This is a genomic window from Streptomyces sp. CB02058 (assembly GCF_001905505.1).
GTDB lineage: Bacteria > Actinomycetota > Actinomycetes > Streptomycetales > Streptomycetaceae > Streptomyces.
This window is the reverse complement of record NZ_LIPG01000002.1, coordinates 909,126-930,978: the sequence shown is the minus strand read 5'-3', so window position 1 is coordinate 930,978 and position 21,853 is coordinate 909,126. Positions and strand designations below refer to the sequence as shown.

Annotated in this window: 18 protein-coding genes; 10 read left to right on the top strand and 8 right to left on the bottom strand. The window is 72.4% G+C overall.

What is annotated here, in order from left to right:
* The first annotated feature begins 49 nt into the window (after positions 1 to 49).
* Together AMK10_RS11405 and AMK10_RS11400 are read left to right on the top strand one after the other, a co-directional pair.
* The gene (locus tag AMK10_RS11405) at positions 50 to 1,303 is read left to right on the top strand and encodes an MFS transporter (RefSeq protein WP_073747552.1); all 1,254 of its coding nucleotides are present in this window, start codon (positions 50 to 52) and stop codon (positions 1,301 to 1,303) included.
* Positions 1,304 to 1,524: 221 nt separating this feature from the next.
* Positions 1,525 to 2,472 (top strand): pentapeptide repeat-containing protein, encoded by a 948-nt coding sequence (locus tag AMK10_RS11400; RefSeq protein ID WP_158070871.1) that lies wholly within the window; start codon positions 1,525 to 1,527, stop codon positions 2,470 to 2,472.
* A 19-nt stretch (positions 2,473 to 2,491) separates the two neighbouring features.
* On the opposite strand, the gene AMK10_RS11395 is transcribed toward AMK10_RS11400, so the two are convergent.
* Positions 2,492 to 3,565, bottom strand: a complete 1,074-nt coding sequence (locus tag AMK10_RS11395) for a hypothetical protein (RefSeq protein ID WP_073747550.1) — start codon at positions 3,563 to 3,565, stop codon at positions 2,492 to 2,494.
* A 259-nt stretch (positions 3,566 to 3,824) separates the two neighbouring features.
* Positions 3,825 to 5,186: a type I glutamate--ammonia ligase gene (gene glnA, locus AMK10_RS11390; protein WP_014156604.1), complete on the bottom strand. Its 1,362-nt coding sequence runs from the start codon at positions 5,184 to 5,186 to the stop codon at positions 3,825 to 3,827.
* Between the two features lie 246 nt (positions 5,187 to 5,432).
* On the opposite strand from glnA, the gene AMK10_RS11385 reads away from it, so the two are divergent.
* The 5 genes from AMK10_RS11385 (at position 5,433) to AMK10_RS11365 (ending at position 11,006) form a co-directional block, all read left to right on the top strand.
* Positions 5,433 to 6,107, top strand: coding sequence for a DUF3105 domain-containing protein (locus AMK10_RS11385; RefSeq protein ID WP_073747549.1), 675 nt, complete (start codon positions 5,433 to 5,435; stop codon positions 6,105 to 6,107).
* Positions 6,104 to 6,799, top strand: a complete 696-nt coding sequence (locus AMK10_RS11380) for a DUF305 domain-containing protein (protein WP_073747548.1) — start codon at positions 6,104 to 6,106, stop codon at positions 6,797 to 6,799. The genes AMK10_RS11385 and AMK10_RS11380 overlap by 4 nt, the downstream gene beginning before the upstream one ends.
* Positions 6,800 to 6,923: 124 nt before the next feature.
* The gene (locus AMK10_RS11375; RefSeq protein ID WP_073747547.1) at positions 6,924 to 7,349 is read left to right on the top strand and encodes a CBS domain-containing protein; all 426 of its coding nucleotides are present in this window, start codon (positions 6,924 to 6,926) and stop codon (positions 7,347 to 7,349) included.
* 239 nt (positions 7,350 to 7,588) lie between these two features.
* Positions 7,589 to 9,160: a multicopper oxidase family protein gene (locus AMK10_RS11370; protein WP_073747546.1), complete on the top strand. Its 1,572-nt coding sequence runs from the start codon at positions 7,589 to 7,591 to the stop codon at positions 9,158 to 9,160.
* 91 nt (positions 9,161 to 9,251) lie between these two features.
* Complete coding sequence (locus AMK10_RS11365) at positions 9,252 to 11,006, top strand: NAD+ synthase (protein ID WP_073747545.1); 1,755 nt, start codon at positions 9,252 to 9,254, stop codon at positions 11,004 to 11,006.
* Between the two features lie 98 nt (positions 11,007 to 11,104).
* Here the strand turns inward: AMK10_RS11365 and AMK10_RS11360 are convergent, their stop codons facing one another.
* Positions 11,105 to 11,770: a helix-turn-helix transcriptional regulator gene (locus AMK10_RS11360; protein ID WP_073747544.1), complete on the bottom strand. Its 666-nt coding sequence runs from the start codon at positions 11,768 to 11,770 to the stop codon at positions 11,105 to 11,107.
* An 87-nt stretch (positions 11,771 to 11,857) separates the two neighbouring features.
* Here AMK10_RS11360 and AMK10_RS11355 point away from each other — a divergent pair, with 87 nt between their 5' ends.
* Positions 11,858 to 12,706, top strand: coding sequence for an oxidoreductase (locus AMK10_RS11355; protein ID WP_073748034.1), 849 nt, complete (start codon positions 11,858 to 11,860; stop codon positions 12,704 to 12,706).
* 127 nt (positions 12,707 to 12,833) lie between these two features.
* Entirely contained in the window at positions 12,834 to 14,036 is a 1,203-nt protein-coding gene (locus AMK10_RS11350) for an MFS transporter (protein WP_073747543.1), read from the top strand.
* 117 nt (positions 14,037 to 14,153) lie between these two features.
* On the opposite strand, the gene AMK10_RS11345 is transcribed toward AMK10_RS11350, so the two are convergent.
* The 5 genes from AMK10_RS11345 to AMK10_RS11325 all read right to left on the bottom strand — a co-directional run bounded on the left by AMK10_RS11345 (position 14,154) and on the right by AMK10_RS11325 (position 20,714).
* Positions 14,154 to 15,374, bottom strand: a complete 1,221-nt coding sequence (locus AMK10_RS11345) for an MFS transporter (protein ID WP_073747542.1) — start codon at positions 15,372 to 15,374, stop codon at positions 14,154 to 14,156.
* A 218-nt stretch (positions 15,375 to 15,592) separates the two neighbouring features.
* Positions 15,593 to 16,774: a Cmx/CmrA family chloramphenicol efflux MFS transporter gene (locus tag AMK10_RS11340; protein WP_073747541.1), complete on the bottom strand. Its 1,182-nt coding sequence runs from the start codon at positions 16,772 to 16,774 to the stop codon at positions 15,593 to 15,595.
* A 306-nt stretch (positions 16,775 to 17,080) separates the two neighbouring features.
* Positions 17,081 to 18,031 (bottom strand): endonuclease/exonuclease/phosphatase family protein, encoded by a 951-nt coding sequence (locus AMK10_RS11335; RefSeq protein WP_073748033.1) that lies wholly within the window; start codon positions 18,029 to 18,031, stop codon positions 17,081 to 17,083.
* 239 nt (positions 18,032 to 18,270) lie between these two features.
* A complete protein-coding gene (locus AMK10_RS11330; protein WP_073747540.1) occupies positions 18,271 to 18,993 on the bottom strand; it encodes a TetR/AcrR family transcriptional regulator in 723 nt (240 codons plus the stop codon).
* Positions 18,994 to 19,088: 95 nt separating this feature from the next.
* On the bottom strand, positions 19,089 to 20,714 hold the full coding sequence (locus tag AMK10_RS11325) for an MFS transporter (protein ID WP_073747539.1): 1,626 nt from the start codon (positions 20,712 to 20,714) through the stop codon (positions 19,089 to 19,091).
* A gap of 201 nt (positions 20,715 to 20,915) precedes the next feature.
* On the opposite strand from AMK10_RS11325, the gene panB reads away from it, so the two are divergent.
* Positions 20,916 to 21,800 (top strand): 3-methyl-2-oxobutanoate hydroxymethyltransferase, encoded by an 885-nt coding sequence (gene panB / locus AMK10_RS11320; RefSeq protein ID WP_073747538.1) that lies wholly within the window; start codon positions 20,916 to 20,918, stop codon positions 21,798 to 21,800.
* The last annotated feature ends 53 nt before the right edge of the window (positions 21,801 to 21,853 follow it).

The window sequence follows — 21,853 nt, the reverse complement described above, 5'->3', positions numbered from 1 at the left end:
CCCGGGGCGAGCTCCGCCCTCCCGCGTACTCGTGAAAGACACGTGCCTGATGGACCTGGCCACCCGCCGCCGCAGAACGGCGTTGTTCCTCTTCTTCCTCGTGCCCGGCTTGTCGATATCCTCCTGGGTCACGCGGACGCCGGACATCAGGGACCAACTGGGCGCCTCCACCGCGCAGATGGGGCTGGTCCTGTTCGGCCTGTCCGTCGGCTCCATGCTCGGCATCCTCAGCTCCGGGGCGCTGGTGGCGCGGTTCGGGACCAGGCCGGTCATGGGCGTGGGGACGACGACCGTCATCCTCGGCCTGGCGGTCATCGGCACCGGGGCCATGCTCTCCTCCGCCCCGGCCGTCACGGCCGGGCTGTTCCTCTTCGGAGCCGGCATGGGAGGCTCGGAAGTCGCGGTCAACATCGACGGCGCCGAGGTCGAGCAGCTCGCCGGCCGGACGGTGCTGCCCACCCTGCACGGCTTCTTCAGCCTCGGCACCGTCGTGGGAGCGAGCCTCGGCATCCTGTGCACGGCCGTCGAGTTCCCCGTGCAGTGGCACCTGGGCGCCATGGCCGTCGTCACCGCCGGCATGTTCGTGTACGCCTTCCGCGCCATCCCCTCCGGGGTCGGCAGGACCAGGGGCGCCCGGTCCGCCGACGGCGGCGCGGCACCGGCGCGGGCGGCGGTCTGGAAGGACCGGCGTCTGCTGCTGATCGGCGGCATCATCCTCGCCATGGCACTGGCCGAGGGCGCCGCCAACGACTGGCTGCCGCTGCTCATGGTCGACGGCCACGGCGTGGACCCGGCCCTGGGATCGGCGGTCTACGCGGGCTTCGCCGCCGCCATGACCCTCGGCCGCTTCGGCGGCGGCTTCTTCATCGACCGCTTCGGCCGCGCCCCCGTCGTCCGGGCCAGCGCGCTGTCCGCGGCCCTCGGACTCGCGCTCGTCATCTTCGCCGACTCCCCCGTCCTCGCCGGTGCCGCCGTGCTCTTCTGGGGTCTGGGGGCCTCGCTCGGCTTCCCCGTCGCCCTCTCCGCGGCCGGCGACTCCGGCCCCGACTCGGCGGCCCGCGTCAGCCTGGTGGCGATGATCGGCTACATCGCCTTCCTCGTCGGGCCCCCCGGCCTCGGCTTCCTGGGCGACCACTACGGCCTGCGCTCGGCCATGATCGTCGTGCTGGCCTTCGTCGCCGTCGCGGTCTTCCTCGCCCCGGCCATCGGCGCCTCCCGCACCACGCGCTCCGAGGCCCACCCCGCGCGGGCACCCGAGCCCGACGCGGCACCGGACGTCCCGCAGACCGCCAAGGGCGAGTGAGCACGCCCGTTCGTGTGCCCGGGCGGTGTGGCACCGCCGCCGTTCCCGCTCCGTGACGTGCCATGGGGAAGGTGACGGAGAAGCGTGGCATCGGACGGCTGCGCCGGATCGCGCGTCGGCGTTCCGGGAAGGAGCCTCGTCAGCCCCGGAACGGGCGACGGCCCCGGCCGGACGGGAACGGACCGGGGAAGTCCCGCAGCCGGGCGGAATGGATGGGGCTGGTGGCGGTCAGCCTGCCGGGACTGGCAGCGCTGGCCGCACTGCTGTTCACCTGGATGCAGGTGGGACAGGCGAACAAGGAACTGCGGATCAGCGAGCAGGGGCAGATCACCAACCGGTTCAACGCGGCCATCACCAATCTGGGATCGGACTCCCTGGACGTGCGCCTCGGGGGGATCTACGCCCTGGAGCGCATCATGCAGGACTCCACCCGCGACCGCGCCACGATCGTCTCCGTCCTGACGGCCTATGTGCGCCGGCACGCACCGCTTCCGGAGAAGGGCAGCGAGAAGCAGCCGTCCCCTTCTCCCGATGCCACGCCTGCGACAGACATCGAAGCGGTGATGCACGTCCTGGCCGAACGGCCGCCGGCCGGCGACGAGCTCGTACTCGATCTGAGCCGCACGGATCTGCGCGGGCTGACGCCGGGTACGGGCAGAAGCGAGTTCGCGGACGCCGATTTCCGCGAATCGGACCTGAGCGGCGCCGATCTGAGCCATGCGAACCTGGCCGGCGCGGATCTGGACGGCGCGGTCCTGCGCACCACGGACCTGTCCGACGCGTCCCTGCTCGCAGCGGGGCTGGCGGGGGCGGTCCTGTCCGATGCCCTTCTGACCGCGGCGAATCTGACCTCCGCGGACCTCGAATCCGCGCGTCTGGGCGGTGCGGATCTGAGCGGCACCTACCTGAACAGCACGGTCCTGGAGAAGGCGGTCCTCCAGGACGCGAATCTGACCGGCGCCTACCTGAGGAGTGCGGACCTGGAGGACGCGGACCTGTCCGGTGCCCGCCTGAACTCCGCGGAACTGACCCTGGCGGACCTGACGGGCGCCGATCTGACCGGAGCGGACCTGACGGGAGCGGATCTCACGGGGGCGATCCTGACCGACGCCCGCCTCGAGGGCGCGAAGCTGGACGGGGTCCGCGGGCTGTCGCCGTCGCAACGCTGAGTGTGCCGGTGAGGGGCGTTCAGTCCTCGGGCACGTAACGCACGCAGGTGGTGAACGGGTCCCTGAGCACGCATTCCATGAGCTCGTGCCACTCCGAGCTCTCCTGGCGGGCACCCGCGGCGAGGGGCGCGGCGCAGGAGCGGTCGGAAAGACCCCAGAGAGAACCGTCCGCCCAGCCGACCTGTCGCGTCCGGTCCTCTATCGCGTCGGAGCAGCTCGCCGACGGCTTGTAGCGCTTGATCTCCTTCACCAGCTCCAGGTAGAGGGCGTTCCTGAGCGCTTCGGTCCGCTCCTCCAGCTTCTTCTTCGCCTCTTCCCGCTCCTCCGGCGACGCCTCGGGGTCCTCGTACACCTTCAGCGCGTCGCAGGTCTCCTCGACGATCTGCTGGATCCGCTTCCTGTCCTTCGGATCCGTCGGTGTCGTACGCGGATCAGCGAGCCCCGACACCGCCTGGGAGACGTCTGCGAGAGGCTTTGACGGCACCAGGGTCTGCGGCGCGCTCGACGACCTGGAGACCGACAACGACGAGGCCGAGGTGGAGATCTTCCCCGCGATCCTCGTGTTCGTGGCCCGGTCCTCGGGCGTCGCGCGGGGATCCTCGACCATCTTCAGCGCCGCGGTGATCCCCGCCACGATGCTCACGTACGCGGCCCGGTCCTCGGGCGTCGTGCGCGGGTCGTCGATGAGGGACAGCATCTTCGTCACCGCCTTCTCGACGTCCTCCTTGACCTCCTCCGGCGCCTTCGCCACCCGGGCCTGGGCCTCCTGCTTCAGCTCCTCGGGCTTCTGCGACTCCGCTGTGTCGGGCGCGTCCGACGGCGGCGGGGTGTCCGGAGGCTCCGACGTGTCCTCGGGCGGCGGTGTGTCCTCAGGTGGGGGCGTGTCCTCGGGCGGCGGTGTTTCCTCGGGCGGAGGCGTGTCCTCGGGCTCCGGGGTCGGCGGGGGCGGCGGGGACGTGCCGTGCGGTGCGGGCGCGAGGTGAGCGGCGGCAGGGGCCGCCGCCGCGGTGCCGAGGCCCGGCACCGCGATCATCACGGCCAGGCATGAGGCGCAGGCCGTGCGGGAGAAGTGACGTCGGGACGTTCCGGCCATGTCAGCTCCAGGTGCACTCGCGACATGCGGCTCCGCCCTTGTGGGCCCGGCCCTTGCGACGCCCCACGGTGGCCGGAGATCCATGGCTCAACGGCGCACAGGCGTTACAACCCACTGTGACCCCGTCGCCGCGTCCCGCAACTCGGGTCCGCGTGCCCTTCCCGGCGCACGGGCACCACCGTCCGCGCGGCGCCCGGGAACGGCCTCGGGCCGGCGGTGCGCACACCACCGGCCCGAGGCCGTCTGCGTACAGGGGTGCTTACAGCACCGGCAGCAGGTTCTTCAGCTCGAAGGCCGTGACCTCGCTGCGGTACTCCTCCCACTCCTGCTTCTTGTTGCGCAGGAAGAAGTCGAAGACGTGCTCGCCCAGGGTCTCGGCGACCAGTTCGCTCTTCTCCATCAGCGAGATCGCCTCACCCAGGTTCTGCGGGAGCGGCTCGATGCCCATCGCGCGGCGCTCCGAGTCGGAGAGGGCCCAGACGTCGTCGTCGGCGCCGGCCGGGAGTTCGTAGCCCTCCTCGATGCCCTTGAGGCCCGCGGCGAGCAGGACGGCGTACGTGAGGTACGGGTTGGCGCCGGAGTCGATGGAGCGGACCTCGACGCGCGCCGAGCCCGTCTTGCCGGGCTTGTACATCGGGACGCGGATCAGCGCGGAGCGGTTGTTGTGGCCCCAGCAGATGTACGAGGGGGCCTCGCCGCCGGCGCCCGCGGAGCGGCTGGAGCCGCCCCAGATGCGCTTGTACGAGTTGACCCACTGGTTCGTCACGGCGGAGATCTCCGCGGCGTGCTTCAGCAGGCCCGCGATGAAGGAGCGGCCGACCTTCGACAGCTGGTACTCGGCGCCCGACTCGTAGAAGGCGTTGCGGTCGCCCTCGAAGAGGGAGAGGTGGGTGTGCATGCCCGAGCCCGGGTACTCCGAGAACGGCTTCGGCATGAAGGTGGCCTGCACGCCCTGCTCCAGCGCGACCTGCTTCATGACCAGGCGGAAGGTCATGATGTTGTCGGCGGTGGAGAGCGCGTCCGCGTAACGGAGGTCGATCTCCTGCTGGCCGGGGGCGCCCTCGTGGTGGCTGAACTCGACCGAGATGCCCATCGATTCGAGCATGGTGATCGCCTGGCGGCGGAAGTCCATGCCGACGTTCTGCGGGGTGTGGTCGAAGTAGCCGGAGCTGTCGGCCGGGGTGGGGCGGGAGCCGTCGACCGGCTTGTTCTTCAGCAGGAAGAACTCGATCTCCGGGTGGGTGTAGAAGGTGAAGCCCAGGTCCGAGGTCTTCGCGAGGATGCGCTTGAGGACGAAGCGGGGGTCCGCGAAGGAGGGCGAACCGTCCGGCATCAGGATGTCGCAGAACATCCGCGCCGTTCCGGGAGCCTCCGCGCGCCACGGGAGGATCTGGAACGTGCCGGGGTCCGGCTTGGCGATCATGTCCGATTCGTATACACGGGCGAAGCCCTCGATCGCGGAGCCATCGAAGCCGATGCCCTCGTCAAAGGCCTGTTCGAGCTCGGCCGGGGCCACGGCGACGGACTTGAGGTAACCGAGAACATCGGTGAACCACAGCCGTACGAAGCGGATGTCGCGCTCCTCAAGGGTCCTGAGGACGAATTCCTGCTGCTTGTCCATAGCCACATCCTTGCAGTTCAGACGGTCCGTGCACCACCGCCCGGGGTAGGGGAGACACCTCAGTATCACGACCCGGGATTTCACCCAGATTACGCACACGGTGTGAGAGAGAGCACGCGGCCACCCACTACGATCGGCGCCCATGGTGTGCAGGGGGCACGAGGGCTCCTCCGCGGCCCCGCGCGCCCAGGCTTTTCCCGCTCCGCTCCCGTCTCTCCCGACCCCCTGGCAGAAGGACCCGACGACATGAGCTTCGACCGCAGGACCCGGATAGAGCAGATGCGCAACGCCGACCGCGCGCGGGACCGCCGCAACCGGGTCGTCGCCATAGGCGTGAGTGCCGTCGTGGTCGCCGGGCTGCTGGGATTCGGCTCGTACATGCTTCTGGAGAAGTCCGAGGCCAAGGAGAAGAAGGAGGAGAGCCAGGCCCAGGACGCCAAGCAGACGGAGGAGGAGAAGAAGGACCTCGCGGCCGAGCCGATCGCGGACGAGAAGTCGTGGGACGCGAAGAAGCTGACCCGCAACCACGTCACCACCGACGTGAAGTACCCCATGGAGCCGCCCGTCGGCGGTGACCACGCCCCGGCCTGGCTGAACTGCGACGGGGTCGTATACGAAAAGGCCGTTCCGAACGTCAACGCGGTGCACGCCCTGGAGCACGGCGCGGTCTGGGTGACCCACAACGGGAAGGCCTCCGGGGACGACGTCTCCAAGCTCGCGTCCCGCGTCGAGAGCACGCCCTTCTCGCTGATGTCCCCGTACGAGGGGCAGGCCGGGGCGATCATGCTCAGCGCCTGGGGCAAGCAGGTCACGGTGGACAGCGCGGACGATCCCCGGGTGGCGCGGTTCTTCGCGAAGTACGTCCAGGGCGCGCAGACGCCCGAGCCGGGCGCGCCCTGCACCGGCGGGGTCGACGGGTGACCCCGGCGAGCACCCGGCGTACGCGGTGGGTGGCGGGCTCCGCCGTCGCCCTCGCCCTGCTGTTCGCCGGCGCGGCGACCGTCGCGTCCGCGCGGGTCGACGGGAGCGCGCCCGCCCCGCTTACGCCCTCGGCCGCGTCCGCCGACGCGGGCTTCGCGCGCGACATGGCCGTCCACCACCAGCAGGCCGTGGAGATGTCCTTCCTCGTCCGTGACATGACCGAGGACGAGGACGTACGGCGGCTCGCCTACGACATCGCCAACACCCAGGCCAATCAGCGGGGGATGCTGCTCGGCTGGCTGGACCTGTGGGAGCTGCCGAAGACGGCGCCCGACGGGCAGGGGCCGATGTCCTGGATGCCGGACGGGCACGGCGGCCACGACATGCACGGCATGGAGAACATGGCAGGCATGGAGAGCTCGGGTGGGGACGGGGCGCTGATGCCCGGTATGGCGACCAGGGCCGAGCTCGCCCGGCTCCGGGAGGCACGGGGCGAGAAGGCCGAGGTCCTCTACCTCCAGCTGATGACCGACCACCACAAGGGCGGCGTCACCATGGCCCGCGCCTGCGCCTCCCGGTGCACCGTGCCCGTGGAGAAGCGACTCGCCCGGGGCATGGTCGAGGCCCAGCAGTCCGAGCTCGACCTGATGGCGGACATGCTCGCGGCGCGCGGTGCCGCGCCCCGCTCCTGAGCGGCCCACCCGCTCGGCGTACACCCGGACGGGTGACAGCGTTCGCGTGCGCCGGGCGGGCCGGGGACCATGGGAGTTCTCGGGGCCGTCGAGCAGTGCCCGCAGGCACGCAGGAGGCAACCTCATGACCACGGCCAAGGACATCATGCATCCCGGGGCCCACTGGATCCCCGCCCACGAGACCCTCGACCGCGCCGCACAGATGATGCGGAACCACAAGGTGGGGGCACTTCCCGTGTCGGCCAACGGCGAGCAGGACCGGATGGTCGGGATCATCACCGACCGCGACATCGTGATCAAGTGCGTGGCGGCGGGGCACGATCCGTCGAAGGTCACGGCGGGCGAGCTCTGCGACGGAACGCCGCGCTGGATCGAGTCGACGGCGGATGTGAACGCCGTGCTGGACGAGATGCAGAACCACCGCATCCGCCGGCTTCCCGTCATCGAGAAGAAGAAGCTGATCGGCATGATCAGCGAGGCGGACCTGGCGATGCACCTCTCGGACGAGCAGGTCGCCGGCTGGGCGGAGAAGGTCTACTCCCGCGCCTGACCGCTCACGCCCCTCCCCCGCCCGTCGCCCGTACCACGACGGCCTGGTGACCCTCGCGCACAGCGCGAGGGACGCCGGGCCGTCGCGCGCGTGGGGGCGCCGTCGCGCGCGGGGGCCGTCGGCCATGTGAGGCCGCGCGCCTGGGGGCCGCCGCGTGTGGGCACTGCCGGGGCCTCGGGCGGCGGGCCGCCGGGTGTCGGGCCCTCCGGCTCATACCCGCCCGGGATACGGTGCGCAATATGTCTGAAATGCCCACTCGTCGTGCCGCGCTCGGTCTCGGTGTCGCCCTGGCGGGGACAGCAGGCCTCGCCTCCGCCGCCCACGCCTCGCCCTTCCGCCCCCGCTCCCCCGCGCGAGCCGCGGACCAGTACGTCGCCCCCGACGGGCCGGAGGTCGTCGACGCCGAGACCCGCCGGGGCGCCGGCCCGGTGCGGAAGGTCTCGCTCACCGCCACCGCGTCCCGTCTCGACCTGGGCGACGGCCTCACCGTCCCCAGCTGGTCCTACGGGGACCGCCTGCCCGGCGAAGCGATCCGGGTCACGGCGGGCGACACCCTGGAACTCGCCCTGGCCAACCATCTGCCACAGGCGACCACGATGCACTGGCACGGCCTGGCCCTGCGCAACGACATGGACGGGGTGCCCGGCCTGACCCAGCGTCCCGTCGAGCCGGGCGCCGCCTTCACCTACCGCTTCGCGGTCACGAATCCGGGGACGTACTGGATCCATCCGCACTCCGGTGTCCAGCTCGACCGGGGGCTGTACGCGCCGCTGATCGTCGACGACCCGAAGGAACCGCTCTCGTACGACAAGGAGTGGGTCGTCGTCCTCGACGACTGGCTCGACGGGGTGGACGGCTCCACCCCGGACGCGGTCCTCGGCGAACTCACCAAGGGCCGCGCCGCCGCTCACGGAACGGCAGGTCACGGCGCGGCCTCTCACGCCAGGGCGGCCGACGACGGTGCCCCCTCCCGGCTGCTCGCGGACTCCAGCAGCGACCTCCTCGGCGGCCACGCGGGCGATGTCGCCTATCCGCACCATCTGGTCAACGGCCGCAGGGCGCAGGACCCTTCGGTCTTCGAGGCGCGCCCCGGCGACCGCATCCGGCTGCGCGTCATCAACGCGGGCGGGGACACCGCGTTCCGGCTGGCGCTGGGCGGCCACCGGATGACGGTGACGCACACCGACGGCTTCCCGGTGCGGCACACCGAGACCGATGCCCTGCTGCTGGGCATGGGCGAGCGGTACGACGTGCTGGTGACGGCCGGGGACGGGGTGTTCCCGCTGACCGCCCTCGCCGAGGGCAAGGGCGCCTCGGCGCTGGCCGTGCTGCGGACGAGCACCGGGGCGCTGCCTCCGGCCGACGTCCGGCCCGGGGAACTGGACGGCGAGGTACTCACGGCCGACCGGCTGTCCGCGGACGAGTCGGTCGCACTCCCGGCCCGGACGGCCGACCGGACCGTACGGATCGCGCTCACTGGCTCCATGGAGGCGTACGACTGGGCCTTCGACGGCAAGCCCTACGACCCCGCGGCGCGGCGGCCCGTCCGGGCCGGGGAGCGGGTGCGGCTGGTCTTCACCAACCGCACCCGGATGTGGCACCCCGTCCATCTGCACGGCCACACGTTCGCGCTGGCCGGGGCGGGCGGACCGGAAGCGCCCGGGGCCCGCAAGGACACCGCCGCCGTCCTGCCGGGGCGCTCGCTCACCGTCGACTTCGACGCGGACAACCCGGGGCTGTGGATGCTGCACTGCCACAACGTCTACCACTCGGAATCCGGGATGATGACGGTCCTCGGCTATCTGCGCTGAGCCTCCGCGCGGCCCCGTCCGGGGGCGGTCCGCCCCCTCCGGACGGGGATACGCCAGGACATCGCGTCAGTAAGACGATTACACTGGTCCCGTGCCTCAACTACGTCTCGCACTCAATCAGATCGACGCGACCGTCGGAGACCTCGCCGGCAACTCCGAGTCGATCGTCCACTGGACCCGGCACGCCGCCGAGCAGGGCGCCCACCTGGTGGCGTTCCCCGAGATGGTGCTGACCGGATACCCCGTCGAGGACCTGGCCCTGCGCTCGTCCTTCGTCGAGGCCTCGCGCCGGGCGCTGCGGGCGCTCGCCGTCCGCCTCGCCGACGAGGGCTTCGGGGAACTCCCCGTCGTCGTCGGCTACCTGGACCGCTCCGAGCACGCCGCCGCGCGCTACGGACAGCCGGCGGGCTCTCCGCGCAACGCCGCCGCGGTGCTGCACCGCGGGACGGTCGCGCTGAACTTCGCCAAGCACCACCTGCCCAACTACGGCGTCTTCGACGAGTTCCGGTACTTCGTGCCCGGCGACTCGATGCCCGTCGTGCGGGTTCACGGCATCGACGTGGCGCTCGCGATCTGCGAGGACCTCTGGCAGGACGGCGGCCGGGTCCCGGCCGCGCGGGCGGCGGGGGCAGGGCTGCTGCTGTCCATCAACGCGTCCCCGTACGAGCGGGACAAGGACGACACCCGGCTGGAGCTGGTCCGCAAGCGCGCCCAGGAGGCCGGGTGCACGACGGCGTACCTGGCCATGATCGGCGGCCAGGACGAGCTGGTCTTCGACGGGGACTCGATCGTCGTCGACAAGGACGGCGAAGTCGTCGCCCGCGCACCCCAGTTCTCCGAGGGCAGCGTGATCCTCGACCTGGACCTCCCGGCCGCTGCGGCCGAGGCGCCGTCGGGCGTCGTCAACGACGGTCTGCGGATCGACCACGTGGTCCTGGGCGAGGAGCCGCTCCCGGCCTACGAGCCCGAGCTGACCGGCGGTTACGCCGAGCGGCTCGACGACGACGAGGAGCTGTACTCGGCGCTGGTCGTGGGGCTGCGCGCGTACGCTGCGAAGAACGGTTTCAGCAGTGTCCTGATCGGGCTCTCCGGCGGTATCGACTCGGCGCTCGTCGCGGCCATCGCCTGTGACGCGCTGGGCGCCCGGCACGTGTACGGCATCTCGATGCCGTCGAAGTACTCGTCGGACCACTCCAAGGGCGACGCGGCCGAACTCGCCCGGCGCACGGGGCTGAACTTCCGCACCGTACCGATCGAGCCGATGTTCGACGCGTACATGGGGTCGCTGGGGCTCACCGGGCTGGCCGAGGAGAACCTCCAGTCGCGGCTGCGCGGCACGATGCTGATGGCCGTCTCCAACCAGGAGGGCCAGATCGTGCTCGCGCCGGGCAACAAGTCCGAGCTGGCGGTGGGCTATTCGACCCTCTACGGGGACTCCGTCGGCGCGTACGGGCCGATCAAGGACGTGTACAAGACGTCGGTCTTCCGCCTCGCGAAGTGGCGCAACCGTGCCGCCGAGGAGCGCGGTCAGACCCCGCCCATCCCGGAGGCGTCCATCACCAAGCCGCCGAGCGCCGAGCTCCGCCCCGGCCAGGTGGACACGGATTCGCTGCCGGACTACGACGTGCTGGACCGGATCCTGGAGATGTACGTCGACCGGGACCAGGGCCGCGACGCGATCGTGGCGGCGGGCTTCGACGACGCCCTGGTGAGGAAAACGCTGCGGATGGTGGACACGGCGGAGTACAAGCGCAGGCAGTACCCGCCGGGCACGAAGATCTCCCCGAAGGGCTTCGGCAAGGACCGCCGGCTGCCCATCACGAACCAGTGGCGCGAGTCGAGCTGACGCGCGGGACCGGCCTCGTCGCGAGGCGTGTGCGAGACGCGGGGCCTGTCCGACCACGCGGGGCCGGTCCGGCGCGCGGGGCCTGTCCGGCGGGGCCCTCAGCGGGACAGGCCCAGCTCGCCCGCACGCATGCCGGCCTGGAAGCGGGAGTCCGCCTCCAGCGCGGCCATCAGTCCGGCCACACGCCGCCGGTAGGTCCGGAGCGAGACGCCGAGGCGGCGGGCCGCCGACGCGTCGGTGAGCCCCGAGCCGAGGGCCTGGAGGACCGCGCGGTCCTCGGCGTCCAGACGGGGCATGTCGCCGCGCAGACAGTCGTCGAGGTCGGCGGACTCGTCCCAGACCGCCTGGACGAGCGAATCGACGCCCTCGACCAGGTTCCGCGACGTCGTGACGGTGTACTCACGGCCCGAGGGGGTCTCGCGGCCCGCGAGGATCATGACCCGCCGGTCGATGATGATCGTCTCGTGAGGCAGTGGTGAGCCGCTGATCCGGACCAGGGCCCCCTTGCCCCGCACCAGCCGCAGGTGCGCGCGGGCCTCCTCCTCGACGAGCGCGAGCGGGCTCAGCAGTTTGCGTACGGTGATGCCCGGCGGGTCCGGTGCCCGCATCCGGCGCAGGACCGCCGCCCTGGCCACCGGCTGGGACCAGGTCGCGAGGTCCCGGGCGGCGCACAGGAAGTCGCAGGACACGGACTCGAAGAGATGACCGGCACGCGCGATCAGCTCCGCGTCGCCCTGGACCGAGAACACCTCTTCGTTCCTCACACCGCCAGTCTGGCAGCCGGCCCGCCGGTCTGGCAGCAAGCTGCCACGAGCTCGCCGGGCCTCGGGGAGGCGGACACCATGGTCCCCATGACGACCAGGACGTTCGCGCTCGGCGGCGAACAGACCATCAACCGGCTCGGCTTCGGCGCGATGCGCCTTGCGGCGGGCACCTTCGACGGCCCGCCGCGCGACCCGGAGACCGGCATCGCCGTGCTCCGGCGGGCCGTGGAACTGGGCGTGAACCACATCGACACGGCCGGCTTCTACAGCAGAGGTGCGGTACAGGCCAACGAGCTGATCCGCGAGGCACTGACCCCCTACCGCGAGGACCTGGTCGTCGCGACGAAGGTGGGACCGCTGCGCGGCCCGACCGGCCCGCCGAGCGGGGAGGCGGCCCCGGACCAGCTGCGCGGGCTGGTCGAGGCGGATCTGCGCGCGCTGGGGCTGGACCGGCTCGACCTCGTGTACCTGCGGGTGGGCGGGATGACCGGGCCGGGCGGCGCGTCGATCGCGGAACGGTTCGCGGTGCTGGCCGGACTCCGCGAGGAGGGGCTGATCCGTCACCTGGGCGTCAGCAACGTCGACGCCGCCCAGCTCGCGGAGGCCAGGCGGATCGCGCCCGTCGCGGCGGTGCAGAACAAGCACCCCGATGCCCCTGGGCTGCTCACGGAGTGCGAGAGGGCGGGGATCGCGTTCGTGCCGTACTTCCCGCTCGGCGGAGGAGTGGACCCCGCCCCACTGGGCGGCGAGCGGCTCGGCAAGGTCGCGGCACGCCTCGGCGCGACCCCGGCGCAGGTCGCGCTCGCCGCGCTGCTGGCGTCGTCCCCCGCGGTGCTGGCGATTCCGGGCACCGGCTCCCTCGCTCATCTGGAGGAGAACCTCGCGGCGGGCACGCTCGTCCTCGGCGACGCGGACCTGGCCACCCTGCGCGGCTGACCGGCCGCCCGCGAGGCTCCGGGCCCGGATAGGGCATCTGCCCGATGCCGCCGCCCCGCCTCAGTCGTCAGCATGGGCCGCCGGAGCGCCCGGCCGGGGCGCGGGTGGTGGACGGCGGGGGCACGGGATGGCGTTGGGCGCGGTGGTACGGGACCGGACGGCTCTGCTCTGCCTCACCGGGCTGCTCGTGTCCGGCTTCGGTACGTCCGCGATGTGGCTGACCGCCGGGATCTGGGTCAAGTCGGCGACCGGGTCGGACAGTCTGGCCGCCCTGACGGTGTGCGCGATGTGGGCGCCGGTCCTGGCGGGCCCCGCCATCGGAGCGGTCGCCGACCGGGTGCCGCGCAGGCTCCTGCTGGTCGTGGTGAACCTGGTGATGGCGGGCCTGGTGGGCTCGCTGCTCCTCGTCGGCCCGGGCCACCGGATCAGCGCGCTCTTCGCCGTCCTCGTCGTGTACGGCGCGAGCGGTGTCCTCCTGGACGCGGCGGAGGCGGCCCTGGTCGCACAGGCGGTCGACGCCCGGCTGCTGGGGGACTTCAACGGGCTGCGTACGACGGCGAACGAGGGCATGAAACTGCTCGCGCCCCTGGCGGGCGCCGGCCTGTTCACCCGGTACGGCGCGGGCCCGGTGGTGGCGCTGGACGCGGCGACGTTCGCCTTGGCCGCCCTGGTCTTCGCCCGTCTGCGGGTACGGGAGCCGGCCCGGGACAGGGGGACGGCACGGCGGGGCGGCACGGCGGCGGGGATACGCCTGCTGCGCGGCTCGCCGGTCCTGAGGCCGCTGGTGTACGCCGGAGCGCTGACGATGCTGCTCGCGGGGGTCAACGGGGCTGCCGTGTACGCCGTCGTGGACGAGACCCTGGACCGTCCACCGGCGTACGCCGGGGTGTTGTACGCCTTCCAGGGCGCCGGCTCCGTGGCGGTCGGGCTGCTGGCGGGCCCCCTGCTGCGGCGGATGCCGGAACGCGCGTTCGCGGCGGCGGGGACCACGGTGTTCGCCCTGGCGGTGGGGGCACGGGGGCTGGGCGGGGACCTGGTGGCGCTCGCGGCAAGCACGGCCATCGGCGCGGGCCTGCCGTGCGTGCTCATCGCCGCGATGACCGCGGTGCAGCGGGAGACCCCGGCCGCGGTGCTCGGCCGCACCGCGGCGGCGGCCAACTCGCTGATGACGGCGCCCAACGCGATGGCGCTGGCGGGCGGCGCGGGACTGGTCGCCGTGGTGGACGTCCGGCTGCTGCTGCCCGCCGCGGCACTGGTGGGACTGGCCACGGCGGCCTGGCTGCGCCCGCGTCGCCGGGAGCCGCACGAGGCCGGGCCGGCGGGGACGTGACGGCCTCCACGGAGCCGCCGGACCGGGGGCGCGGCACGAAGGCGAACCGGCGGGAGCAGCGCGAGGCCGGGCCGGCGGGAGCATGCGTGCTCTCCGCCGGCCCGGCCTCGTGGCGCGTCAGCCCTCGTACGAGCGGGCCGCGACCGGTTCGCGCGTCTCGGCCTTGGTGCCGGACGCCACGACGCGCGAGGCGCCGGGGGTCCGGTCCAGGAAGCCCGCCGTGACCGCCACGGCGAGACCGGCGACGGCCAGGACCGCGCCGACCAGGGCCGGTGAGGTCCAGCCCCAGCCCGCCGAGATGGCGACCCCGCCGAGCCAGGCCCCGCCCGCGTTGGCGAGGTTGAAGGCGGAGTGGTTGGAGGCGGAGGCGAGCGTCGGGGCGTCCTTCGCCTTGTTCATCACGAGCATCTGGAGCGGGGTGGTGGTCATGAAGCCGATGCCGCCGAGCAGCACCACCATGACCAGCGCCGCCCACTGCACATGCACGGTGAAGGGGAAGACGACCAGGACGACGGCCAGGGCCCCCAGCGAACCGTAGAGCGTGGGCCGCAGCGCGCGGTCGGTCAGCGGTCCCGCCGCCAGGGCGCCGAGTGTCATCCCGATGCCGAAGAGCGCGAGGACGAGCGTCACGGAGGACTCGCCGAAGCCCATCGCCTCGGTCGTCATGGACGAGAGGTAGGAGTAGACGGCGAAGACACCCGCGAAGCCGAGGACGGCGGTGAGCAGGCCGAGCACGACCTGACGGTTGCCGAGCGCGCTCAGTTCGCGGCGTACGTTCTGGTGCGCCTCGACGGGGATCTGCGGCACCAGACGGGCGAGCGCGGCCATCGCGCCGAGCCCGATCACCGCGACCACCATGAAGGTGGCGCGCCAGCCGAGGTGCTGTCCGAGCAGGGTGGCCGCCGGTACGCCGACGATGTTGGCCACGGTCAGGCCGAGGAACATCGTGGCGACGGCCCGGGCCTGGCGGCCGTCCGGCACGAGGCGGGCGGCGACGACCGCGCCGACGCCGAAGAAGGCGCCGTGCGGGAGCCCGGCCAGGACGCGGCCCGCGAGCAGCCAGCCGAAGTCGGGGGCGAACGCGGAGGCGAGGTTGCCGATGGTGAAGACGGCCATCAGCAGCAGGAGCATCCGCTTGCGCGGGATCCTGGAGCCGAGGCCGGTGAGCAGCGGGGCACCGAGGACGACGCCGATCGCGTACGCCGAGACGAGATAACCGGCGGTGGGTACGGACGTTCCCAGATCGTCCGCGACATTGGGCAGCAGGCCCATCATCACGAACTCGGTGGTGCCGATGCCGAAGGCGCTCACAGCGAGGGCGAGCAGGGCCAGGGGCATGGAAGTGACCTTTCGGGCAGGGGGCCGCCCGGGCCGTGGAGGCCGGGTGGCAGCGGTGTGTGTGCGGGAGCGTCGGCTTCTTTGCCGGGACGGGTTATGTATCCCGTCGGAACAAAGTCTCTCAGACGTTTTATGCCCGGACGTGAACAAGCCGTTGCGGCGGGGTGTGATGTGGGCATCACTCGGCCGCTCCGCCGCCTCCCGGGACCGGTTCGCCGTCACCGCTCCGGCACCGGGAGGCGGGGAGTACCCGCCGCGGCGGGCACCGCCGCGAGCACCCCCGCACCCGCGAGGGCCAGGCACATCAGCAGGGCGCTCACCCAGACCGGTGCGCGGAAGCCGAGACCCGCGCCGAGGGCCAGGCCGCCCAGCCAAGGGCCCGCCGCCGCACCCACGTTGAAGGCGGCCGTCGCGAAGGAACCGGCCATCGTGGGCGCGTCGGGGGCCAGTTGGAAGACCCTGGTGATCAACGCCGTTCCCGTACCGAAGGCGAGCGCCCCCTGGAGCAGCACGAGGACGAGGGCGGCCACCGGGTGGGCCGCGGCCAGCGCGAGCGCCGCCCAGCCCGCCGTCAGTGCCGCCATGCCGCATCCGACGACCACGCCCGGCCGGGTGTCGGCCAGGCGTCCCGCCAGCGTGACGCCCACGAACGAGCCGACGCCGAACAGCGCGAGGACCACCGGCACCCAGCCCGCGCCGAAGCCGGTGACCCGGGTGACCAGGGGCTCCAGATAGGAGAAGGCGCAGAAGGTCGCCCCCTGCACGAGCGCCATCACCAGCAGGGTCAGCACCAGCCGCGGCCGGGCCAGGGCGGCCAGTTCGCTTCGCGCGCTCACCCGCCGCGCGTCCTCGGGGCGGCCTCCCGGGACGGCGACGAGCAGGGCGACGGCGGCCGGTACGGAGACGAGGGCCACGGCCCAGAACGCCGAGCGCCAGCCCCAGAGTTCGCCGAGCACCGCCCCGGCGGGGACGCCCACCACGCAGGCGACGGTGACCCCGCCGACGACCACGGCGGTGGCCCGGGCCCGCCGCTCGGGGCCCGCCAGGGCCAGTGCGGTGACCAGCGCCACCGCCCAGAAGCCCGCGTTGGCCAGCGCCCCGGCGACCCGGGTGGCGAGCAGCACGGTATAGCTGGAGGTCAGCGCGCCGGCGACATGGACGGCGACGAAGACCCCGAGGAAGAACAGCAGCGCCCGGCGCCGGGGCCAGGTGCGGCCCGCCAGGGCGGTGAGCGGCGCGCCGACCACCATCCCGACGGCGAAGGCCGAGGTCAACAGGCCCGCGGCGCCCAGCGAGACGTCCAGGTCACCGGCGATGCCGGAGAGCAGGCCGGACAGCATGAATTCCGATGTGCCCTGGGCGAAGACCGCCAGCCCGAGCACGTACACGGCGAATGGCATGAGAGAAGGAACCCCTTGTACGGAACCGTCGGAGGAACGAGCGGTGTACGGGGATGCGGGCCGCGCCCGTCGTCACGCGCCTGGGCGCGGGGACGGCAACGCGGTGGAATGTCCGGTGTCCGCACGGGACACGAGAGTCGGCCCGCACCGCCGGCAACGGTCCCGCGGTGACGGACGGCGCGACGGGGGAAGCCCGGTGACCACGGGGGTCAGAGGCTTGCGGCGTCGGTGACCGGCCACCGGCGAACCGGCGGCCGGAGTCTGTCGGACTCGGGGCTGGACATGGGAGGGAGCGTACCCGCTCGCTCAGAGCTCCACGCGGGCGGCGATCGGAAGGTGGTCGCTGTCCGTGGCGGGGAGGGTCCAGGAGGCGAGGGGTTCGACGCCGCGCACCATGATCTGGTCGATCCGGGCCATGGGGAAGGACGCCGGCCAGCTGAAGCCGAAGCCGTCGCCCGCCGCGCCCTGGGTGGAGCGCATCTGGGCGGTGACGGCGTTCAGCGAGCGGTCGTTCATCGTGCCGTTCAGATCGCCGAGCAGGACCACCCGCTCCAGCGGTTCGTCGGCGATGGCCTCGCCGAGCGCGTCCGCGCTGTCGTCGCGCTGGTTGGCCGTGAAGCCCGCGTTCAGCTTGACCCGCACGGAGGGGAGGTGCGCGACGTACACCTTGACCCGGCCCTCGGGGGTGGTGACCGTGGCGCGCATGGCCCGGGTCCAGCCCAGCTTGATGTCGACGGGCTTGGAGTCGGTCACCGGGTACTTGCTCCAGAGACCGACGGTGCCCTGGACGGAGTGGTACGGATAGCGGTCGGCGAGCGCGTCCTCGTACGCCGCGACCTTGCCGCCGGGCAGTTCCTGGAGGGCCACGACGTCCGCGCCGGAACCGGCCACCTGCTGGGCGGTGCCCGCGGGGTCGGGGTTGCCCGCGTTGACGTTGTGCGTGGCGACGGTGAGGTCGCCCCCGCTGCCCGACTTGTCGGCGAAGAGGAGGCCGCCGAAGAGGTTGAGCCAGACCGCGACCGGCAGGATCAGGGCGATCACCGCGGTGGCGGAGCGCCGGAGCAGGCCCAGGACCAGCAGCACGGGCACGAGCAGGCCGAACCACGGCAGGAAGGTCTCGATGAGGCTGCCCAGGTTGCCGATGGCGTTCGGGATGTCCGCGTGGAGGACCATCACGAGCGTCAGCAGGACGGAGCAGAGCGCCAGGACGATGCCCCGCCGCCAGATACCCCGGTCGGAGGCCAGTCTGCGGCGCAGGGCCTGGAGGCGTGAGTCCGGCTGCGGACCCGCGCCGGCGTTCTCGGTGTCCGCCCTGTACGCCTGCACCATTGCGCTCGTCCTCACTGCCTTGCCGTACACATCACCGCGCCTCACGACCCTAGGCGATGGGTGGCGCCATTCCCGCCGTCGACGACGGCCGTACTGCCATCAGGACGACACAGGCACCGCGCCGGGTTCCGGCGGAACGGGTGGTTGTGAGGCTTGTGACAGAACGATCACACAGGGGCGGTCGTCGGTTCCCCGGCTGTGACCTGCGGTTTCGCCGGCCGTGGCGCGAGACCCTGGAGAAGGGTGGCGATGATGCGGTCGGCGAGGTCCTCCGGAAGCGCGGCATCGGGGCGGTGGACGGTGCGTACGAGCATGGGCCCCAGGAAGAGGTCGTTCATGAGCTCCACGTCGAGGTCGTCACGGAGTTCCCCCGCGTCCACGGCCCGCTGCACGGCGGCCAGCATGGCGGCGCGGCGCGGGCCCAGGACGGTGCTCTGGTACTCGGTCCAGAGCCTCGGGTGCTTCTTCATCTGCACGAACACGTTGTGCAGGACGGCGGAGGAACGCTGGGCGAGACTGCGCGTACGCATGGACTCCAGCATGATGCGCAGATCGTCCAGGCCGGCGGTGCCGGAGACGGTGGGGTCGGGCGGCTCGATGTCGCGCAGGACGTCGACGAAGAGCTCCTCCTTGCCGCTCCAGCGGCGGTAGATCGTGGCCTTGCCGACCCCGGCGGTGCGGGCGATGCGCTCGATGGACAGGCCGTCCAGGGTCTCCCCCGTCTCCAGCAGCTGGACGACCGCGTCCAGGATCGCCCGCTCCACGGCCGCGCTGCGGGGGCGGCCCCTGCGGGGCTCCGGCTCCTGGCAGGGCGGCTCCGCGCCCTCGCCGGGGTCCTCAGCCTGGACCCCGGCCGGGTCCCGCGCCGGGTTCTGTGCCGCCTGCCGCACCTGGGCCGCCTCTCGCTGCGCCGTCCGCGTTCACTGCTCGCCGTCCCCACCGATTCTCGCCGACCGGCGGGGGCCGGGGCGAACGGCGGGCGGGTTCAGGACCGGTGCGCGGGCTCCCCCGCCGCCGGAACCTGCTCGGGCGGGCGGGTTCCGGCCGGAGACTCCCCCGGGGCGGGCTGCCGGCCCGGCAGGAACGCGGCGACCACCGCGGCGCCGACCAGGGCGACCGCTGCCGAGCCGAGCGCGGTGACGTGCATCGCGCCGATGAAGGCGTCGTTCGCCGCCGCGACCAGCGGCCTGCCCGCCGCGCCCAGCTTCTCCGCGACGCCGAGGGTCGCCTCGATGGACTCCCCCGCGACGTCCCGCGCACCGGCGGGCACGTCGCCGAGGTGGTCCTCGATGTCACCCCGGTAGACCGTGGAGAGCACCGAGCCCAGTACGGCGATGCCGAGCGCCCCGCCGACCTGGCGGAAGGTGTTGTTGATCGCGGAGCCCGAGCCGGCCCGCTCCCGGGGCAGGGCCTGCATCACGGCGACGGTGACCGGCGGCATGATGTGCGCCATGCCGGTGCCCTGGACGAAGAAGACCAGGCAGAGCACCCAGAGGGGCGTGTCCGCGTCGAACAGCGCGAAGGCCGCGAGGCCTCCTGCGACGAGCAGCATGCCCACCGTGCAGACCACGCGGGCGCCGAAGCGGTCCACGACCAGCCGGGCGCGCGGCGAGAAGACCATCTGCGCGACGGCGAGCGGCAGGATCAGCAGCCCGGACTCCAGCGCGGTGTAGCCGCGCACGCTCTGGAGGTAGAAGGCGGAGAAGAAGGTGACCCCCATCAGCGCGAAGAAGACCAGCGCGATGGCGGCGACGGCGGCCGAGAAGGCCGGCTTCCTGAAGTACGAGATGTCGATGGACGGATGGCTGCTGCGCTTCTCGTGCCACACGAAGCCCGCCAGCACCAGCAGCCCGCCGATCACCGGCGCGAGGACGGTGATGTCGGTGAAGGAGGCCAGCTCGCCGCCGCGGATGATGCCGTAGACCAGCAGGACCAGGCCGACGATGGACAGGACGACGCCGAGCGGGTCGACGCGGCCCGGGTCGGGGTCGCGGGAGTCGGGGACGAGAACGGCCATGGCGATGAGCGCGATGACCACCACGGGCACGTTGACCAGGAAGATCGAGCCCCACCAGAAGTGCTCCAGGAGCGCCCCGCCGGTGATCGGGCCGATCGCGATGCCGAGGCCGACGCTGCCGGCCCAGATGCCGATGGCCTTGGGCTGCTCGTCGCGCTCGAAGACGTTCATCAGGACGGCGAGGGTGGCGGGCATCACGAACGCCGCGCCGAGGCCCATCAGCGCGCGCCAGGTGATGAGTTCGCCGGGCGAGGTGGAGAGGGCGGCCAGCGCCGAGCCGATGCCGAAGACGAGGATGCCCGCGAGCAGGACCTTCTTGCGGCCGATGCGGTCGCCCAGCAGTCCGGCGGTGAAGAGCAGCCCGGCGAAGACGAGCGTGTAGGAGTTGATCGCCCACTCCAGCTCGCTCTGGGTGGCGCCGATGCCGGTGGGCGCGGGGCTGGCGATCGTCTTGACCGCGACGTTCAGGATCGAGTTGTCCAGAACGACGATGAGCAGGCTGAACATGAGGACGCCGAGGATGACCCAGCGGCGGCGGTGGACCGCCTCCGGGACACGGGGCGCGGCGGCGGGGACGCCGGACGGTATGGACATGGCGACGACTCTAATGGCATTCCAATACGGAACCGTCTCGTATTGGAAAGACTTTACCCGGGCGCCGCGCACCGTTCACCGGACACCGCGTTCACCCCCGCCCGGTGGGCCCACTTCACGGGAACCGCCGAGGGATGCCACCATGGAAGGGATCCGGGGACGCCGTCAGGGCGCCTCGAGATGACGAAGGAGCCGTTGGCCATGTCGCTTCAGGCTGCGCAGAATCAGTCCACACCCCCCGCGGGCCCCACTCCCGGTACCGGCAAGGCCCTGTACGGGGGCAAGAGCACCCGCCGTATCAGCGTCCACGACATCGCCGCCGCCACCGAGCGCGGCGAGAAGTGGCCCATGCTCACCGCCTACGACGCGATGACCGCGTCCGTCTTCGACGAGGCCGGCATCCCGGTCATGCTCGTCGGCGACTCCATGGGCAACTGCCACCTCGGCTACGAGACCACCGTCCCGGTCACCATGGACGAGATGGCCATCCTCTCGGCCGCCGTCGTGCGGGGCACCAAGCGCGCCCTCATCGTGGCCGACCTGCCCTTCGGGGCGTACCAGGAGGGCCCGGTCCAGGCCCTGCGCAACGCCACCCGGCTGATCAAGGACGCCGGCGTCGGCGCGGTCAAGCTGGAGGGCGGCGAGCGCTCGCACGAGCAGATCAGGCTGCTGGTCGAGGCCGGTATCCCGGTCATGGGCCACATCGGCCTGACCCCGCAGTCGGTCAACGCGATGGGTTACCGGGTCCAGGGCCGGGGCGAGGAGGCGGCCCAGCAGCTGCTGCGCGACGCGAAGGCGGTGCAGGACGCGGGCGCGTTCGCCGTCGTCCTGGAGCTCGTGCCGTCCGAGCTGGCCGCCGAGGTGACCCGCACCCTGCACATCCCGACCGTCGGCATCGGCGCCGGGCCCGAGACGGACGCCCAGGTGCTGGTCTGGACCGACATGGCCGGACTGACCGGCGGCAAGGTGCCGCGCTTCACCAAGCAGTACGCCAACCTGCGTCAGGTGATGACCGACGCCGCCAGGGAGTACGCCGAAGAGGTCGTCGGCGGCACGTTCCCCGCGGCGGAGCACACCTTCCACTGACGCCCAGCCGACCACTGCCGCACCACCGACAGCCCGCCGACTTCCCCCATCGG

Bases quoted from the DNA above. Each gene is read 5' to 3' on its own strand.
- AMK10_RS11370 (WP_073747546.1), top strand. From the start codon at position 7,589: ATGTCTGAAATGCCCACTCGTCGTGCCGCGCTCGGTCTCGGTGTCGCC.
- glnA (WP_014156604.1), bottom strand. From the start codon at position 5,186: ATGGACAAGCAGCAGGAATTCGTCCTCAGGACCCTTGAGGAGCGCGAC.
- AMK10_RS11355 (WP_073748034.1), top strand. From the start codon at position 11,858: ATGACGACCAGGACGTTCGCGCTCGGCGGCGAACAGACCATCAACCGG.
- AMK10_RS11385 (WP_073747549.1), top strand. From the start codon at position 5,433: ATGAGCTTCGACCGCAGGACCCGGATAGAGCAGATGCGCAACGCCGAC.
- AMK10_RS11340 (WP_073747541.1), bottom strand. From the start codon at position 16,774: ATGCCATTCGCCGTGTACGTGCTCGGGCTGGCGGTCTTCGCCCAGGGC.
- AMK10_RS11325 (WP_073747539.1), bottom strand. From the start codon at position 20,714: ATGTCCATACCGTCCGGCGTCCCCGCCGCCGCGCCCCGTGTCCCGGAG.
- AMK10_RS11345 (WP_073747542.1), bottom strand. From the start codon at position 15,374: ATGCCCCTGGCCCTGCTCGCCCTCGCTGTGAGCGCCTTCGGCATCGGC.
- AMK10_RS11395 (WP_073747550.1), bottom strand. From the start codon at position 3,565: ATGGCCGGAACGTCCCGACGTCACTTCTCCCGCACGGCCTGCGCCTCA.
- AMK10_RS11405 (WP_073747552.1), top strand. From the start codon at position 50: ATGGACCTGGCCACCCGCCGCCGCAGAACGGCGTTGTTCCTCTTCTTC.
- AMK10_RS11350 (WP_073747543.1), top strand. From the start codon at position 12,834: ATGGCGTTGGGCGCGGTGGTACGGGACCGGACGGCTCTGCTCTGCCTC.
- AMK10_RS11375 (WP_073747547.1), top strand. From the start codon at position 6,924: ATGACCACGGCCAAGGACATCATGCATCCCGGGGCCCACTGGATCCCC.
- panB (WP_073747538.1), top strand. From the start codon at position 20,916: ATGTCGCTTCAGGCTGCGCAGAATCAGTCCACACCCCCCGCGGGCCCC.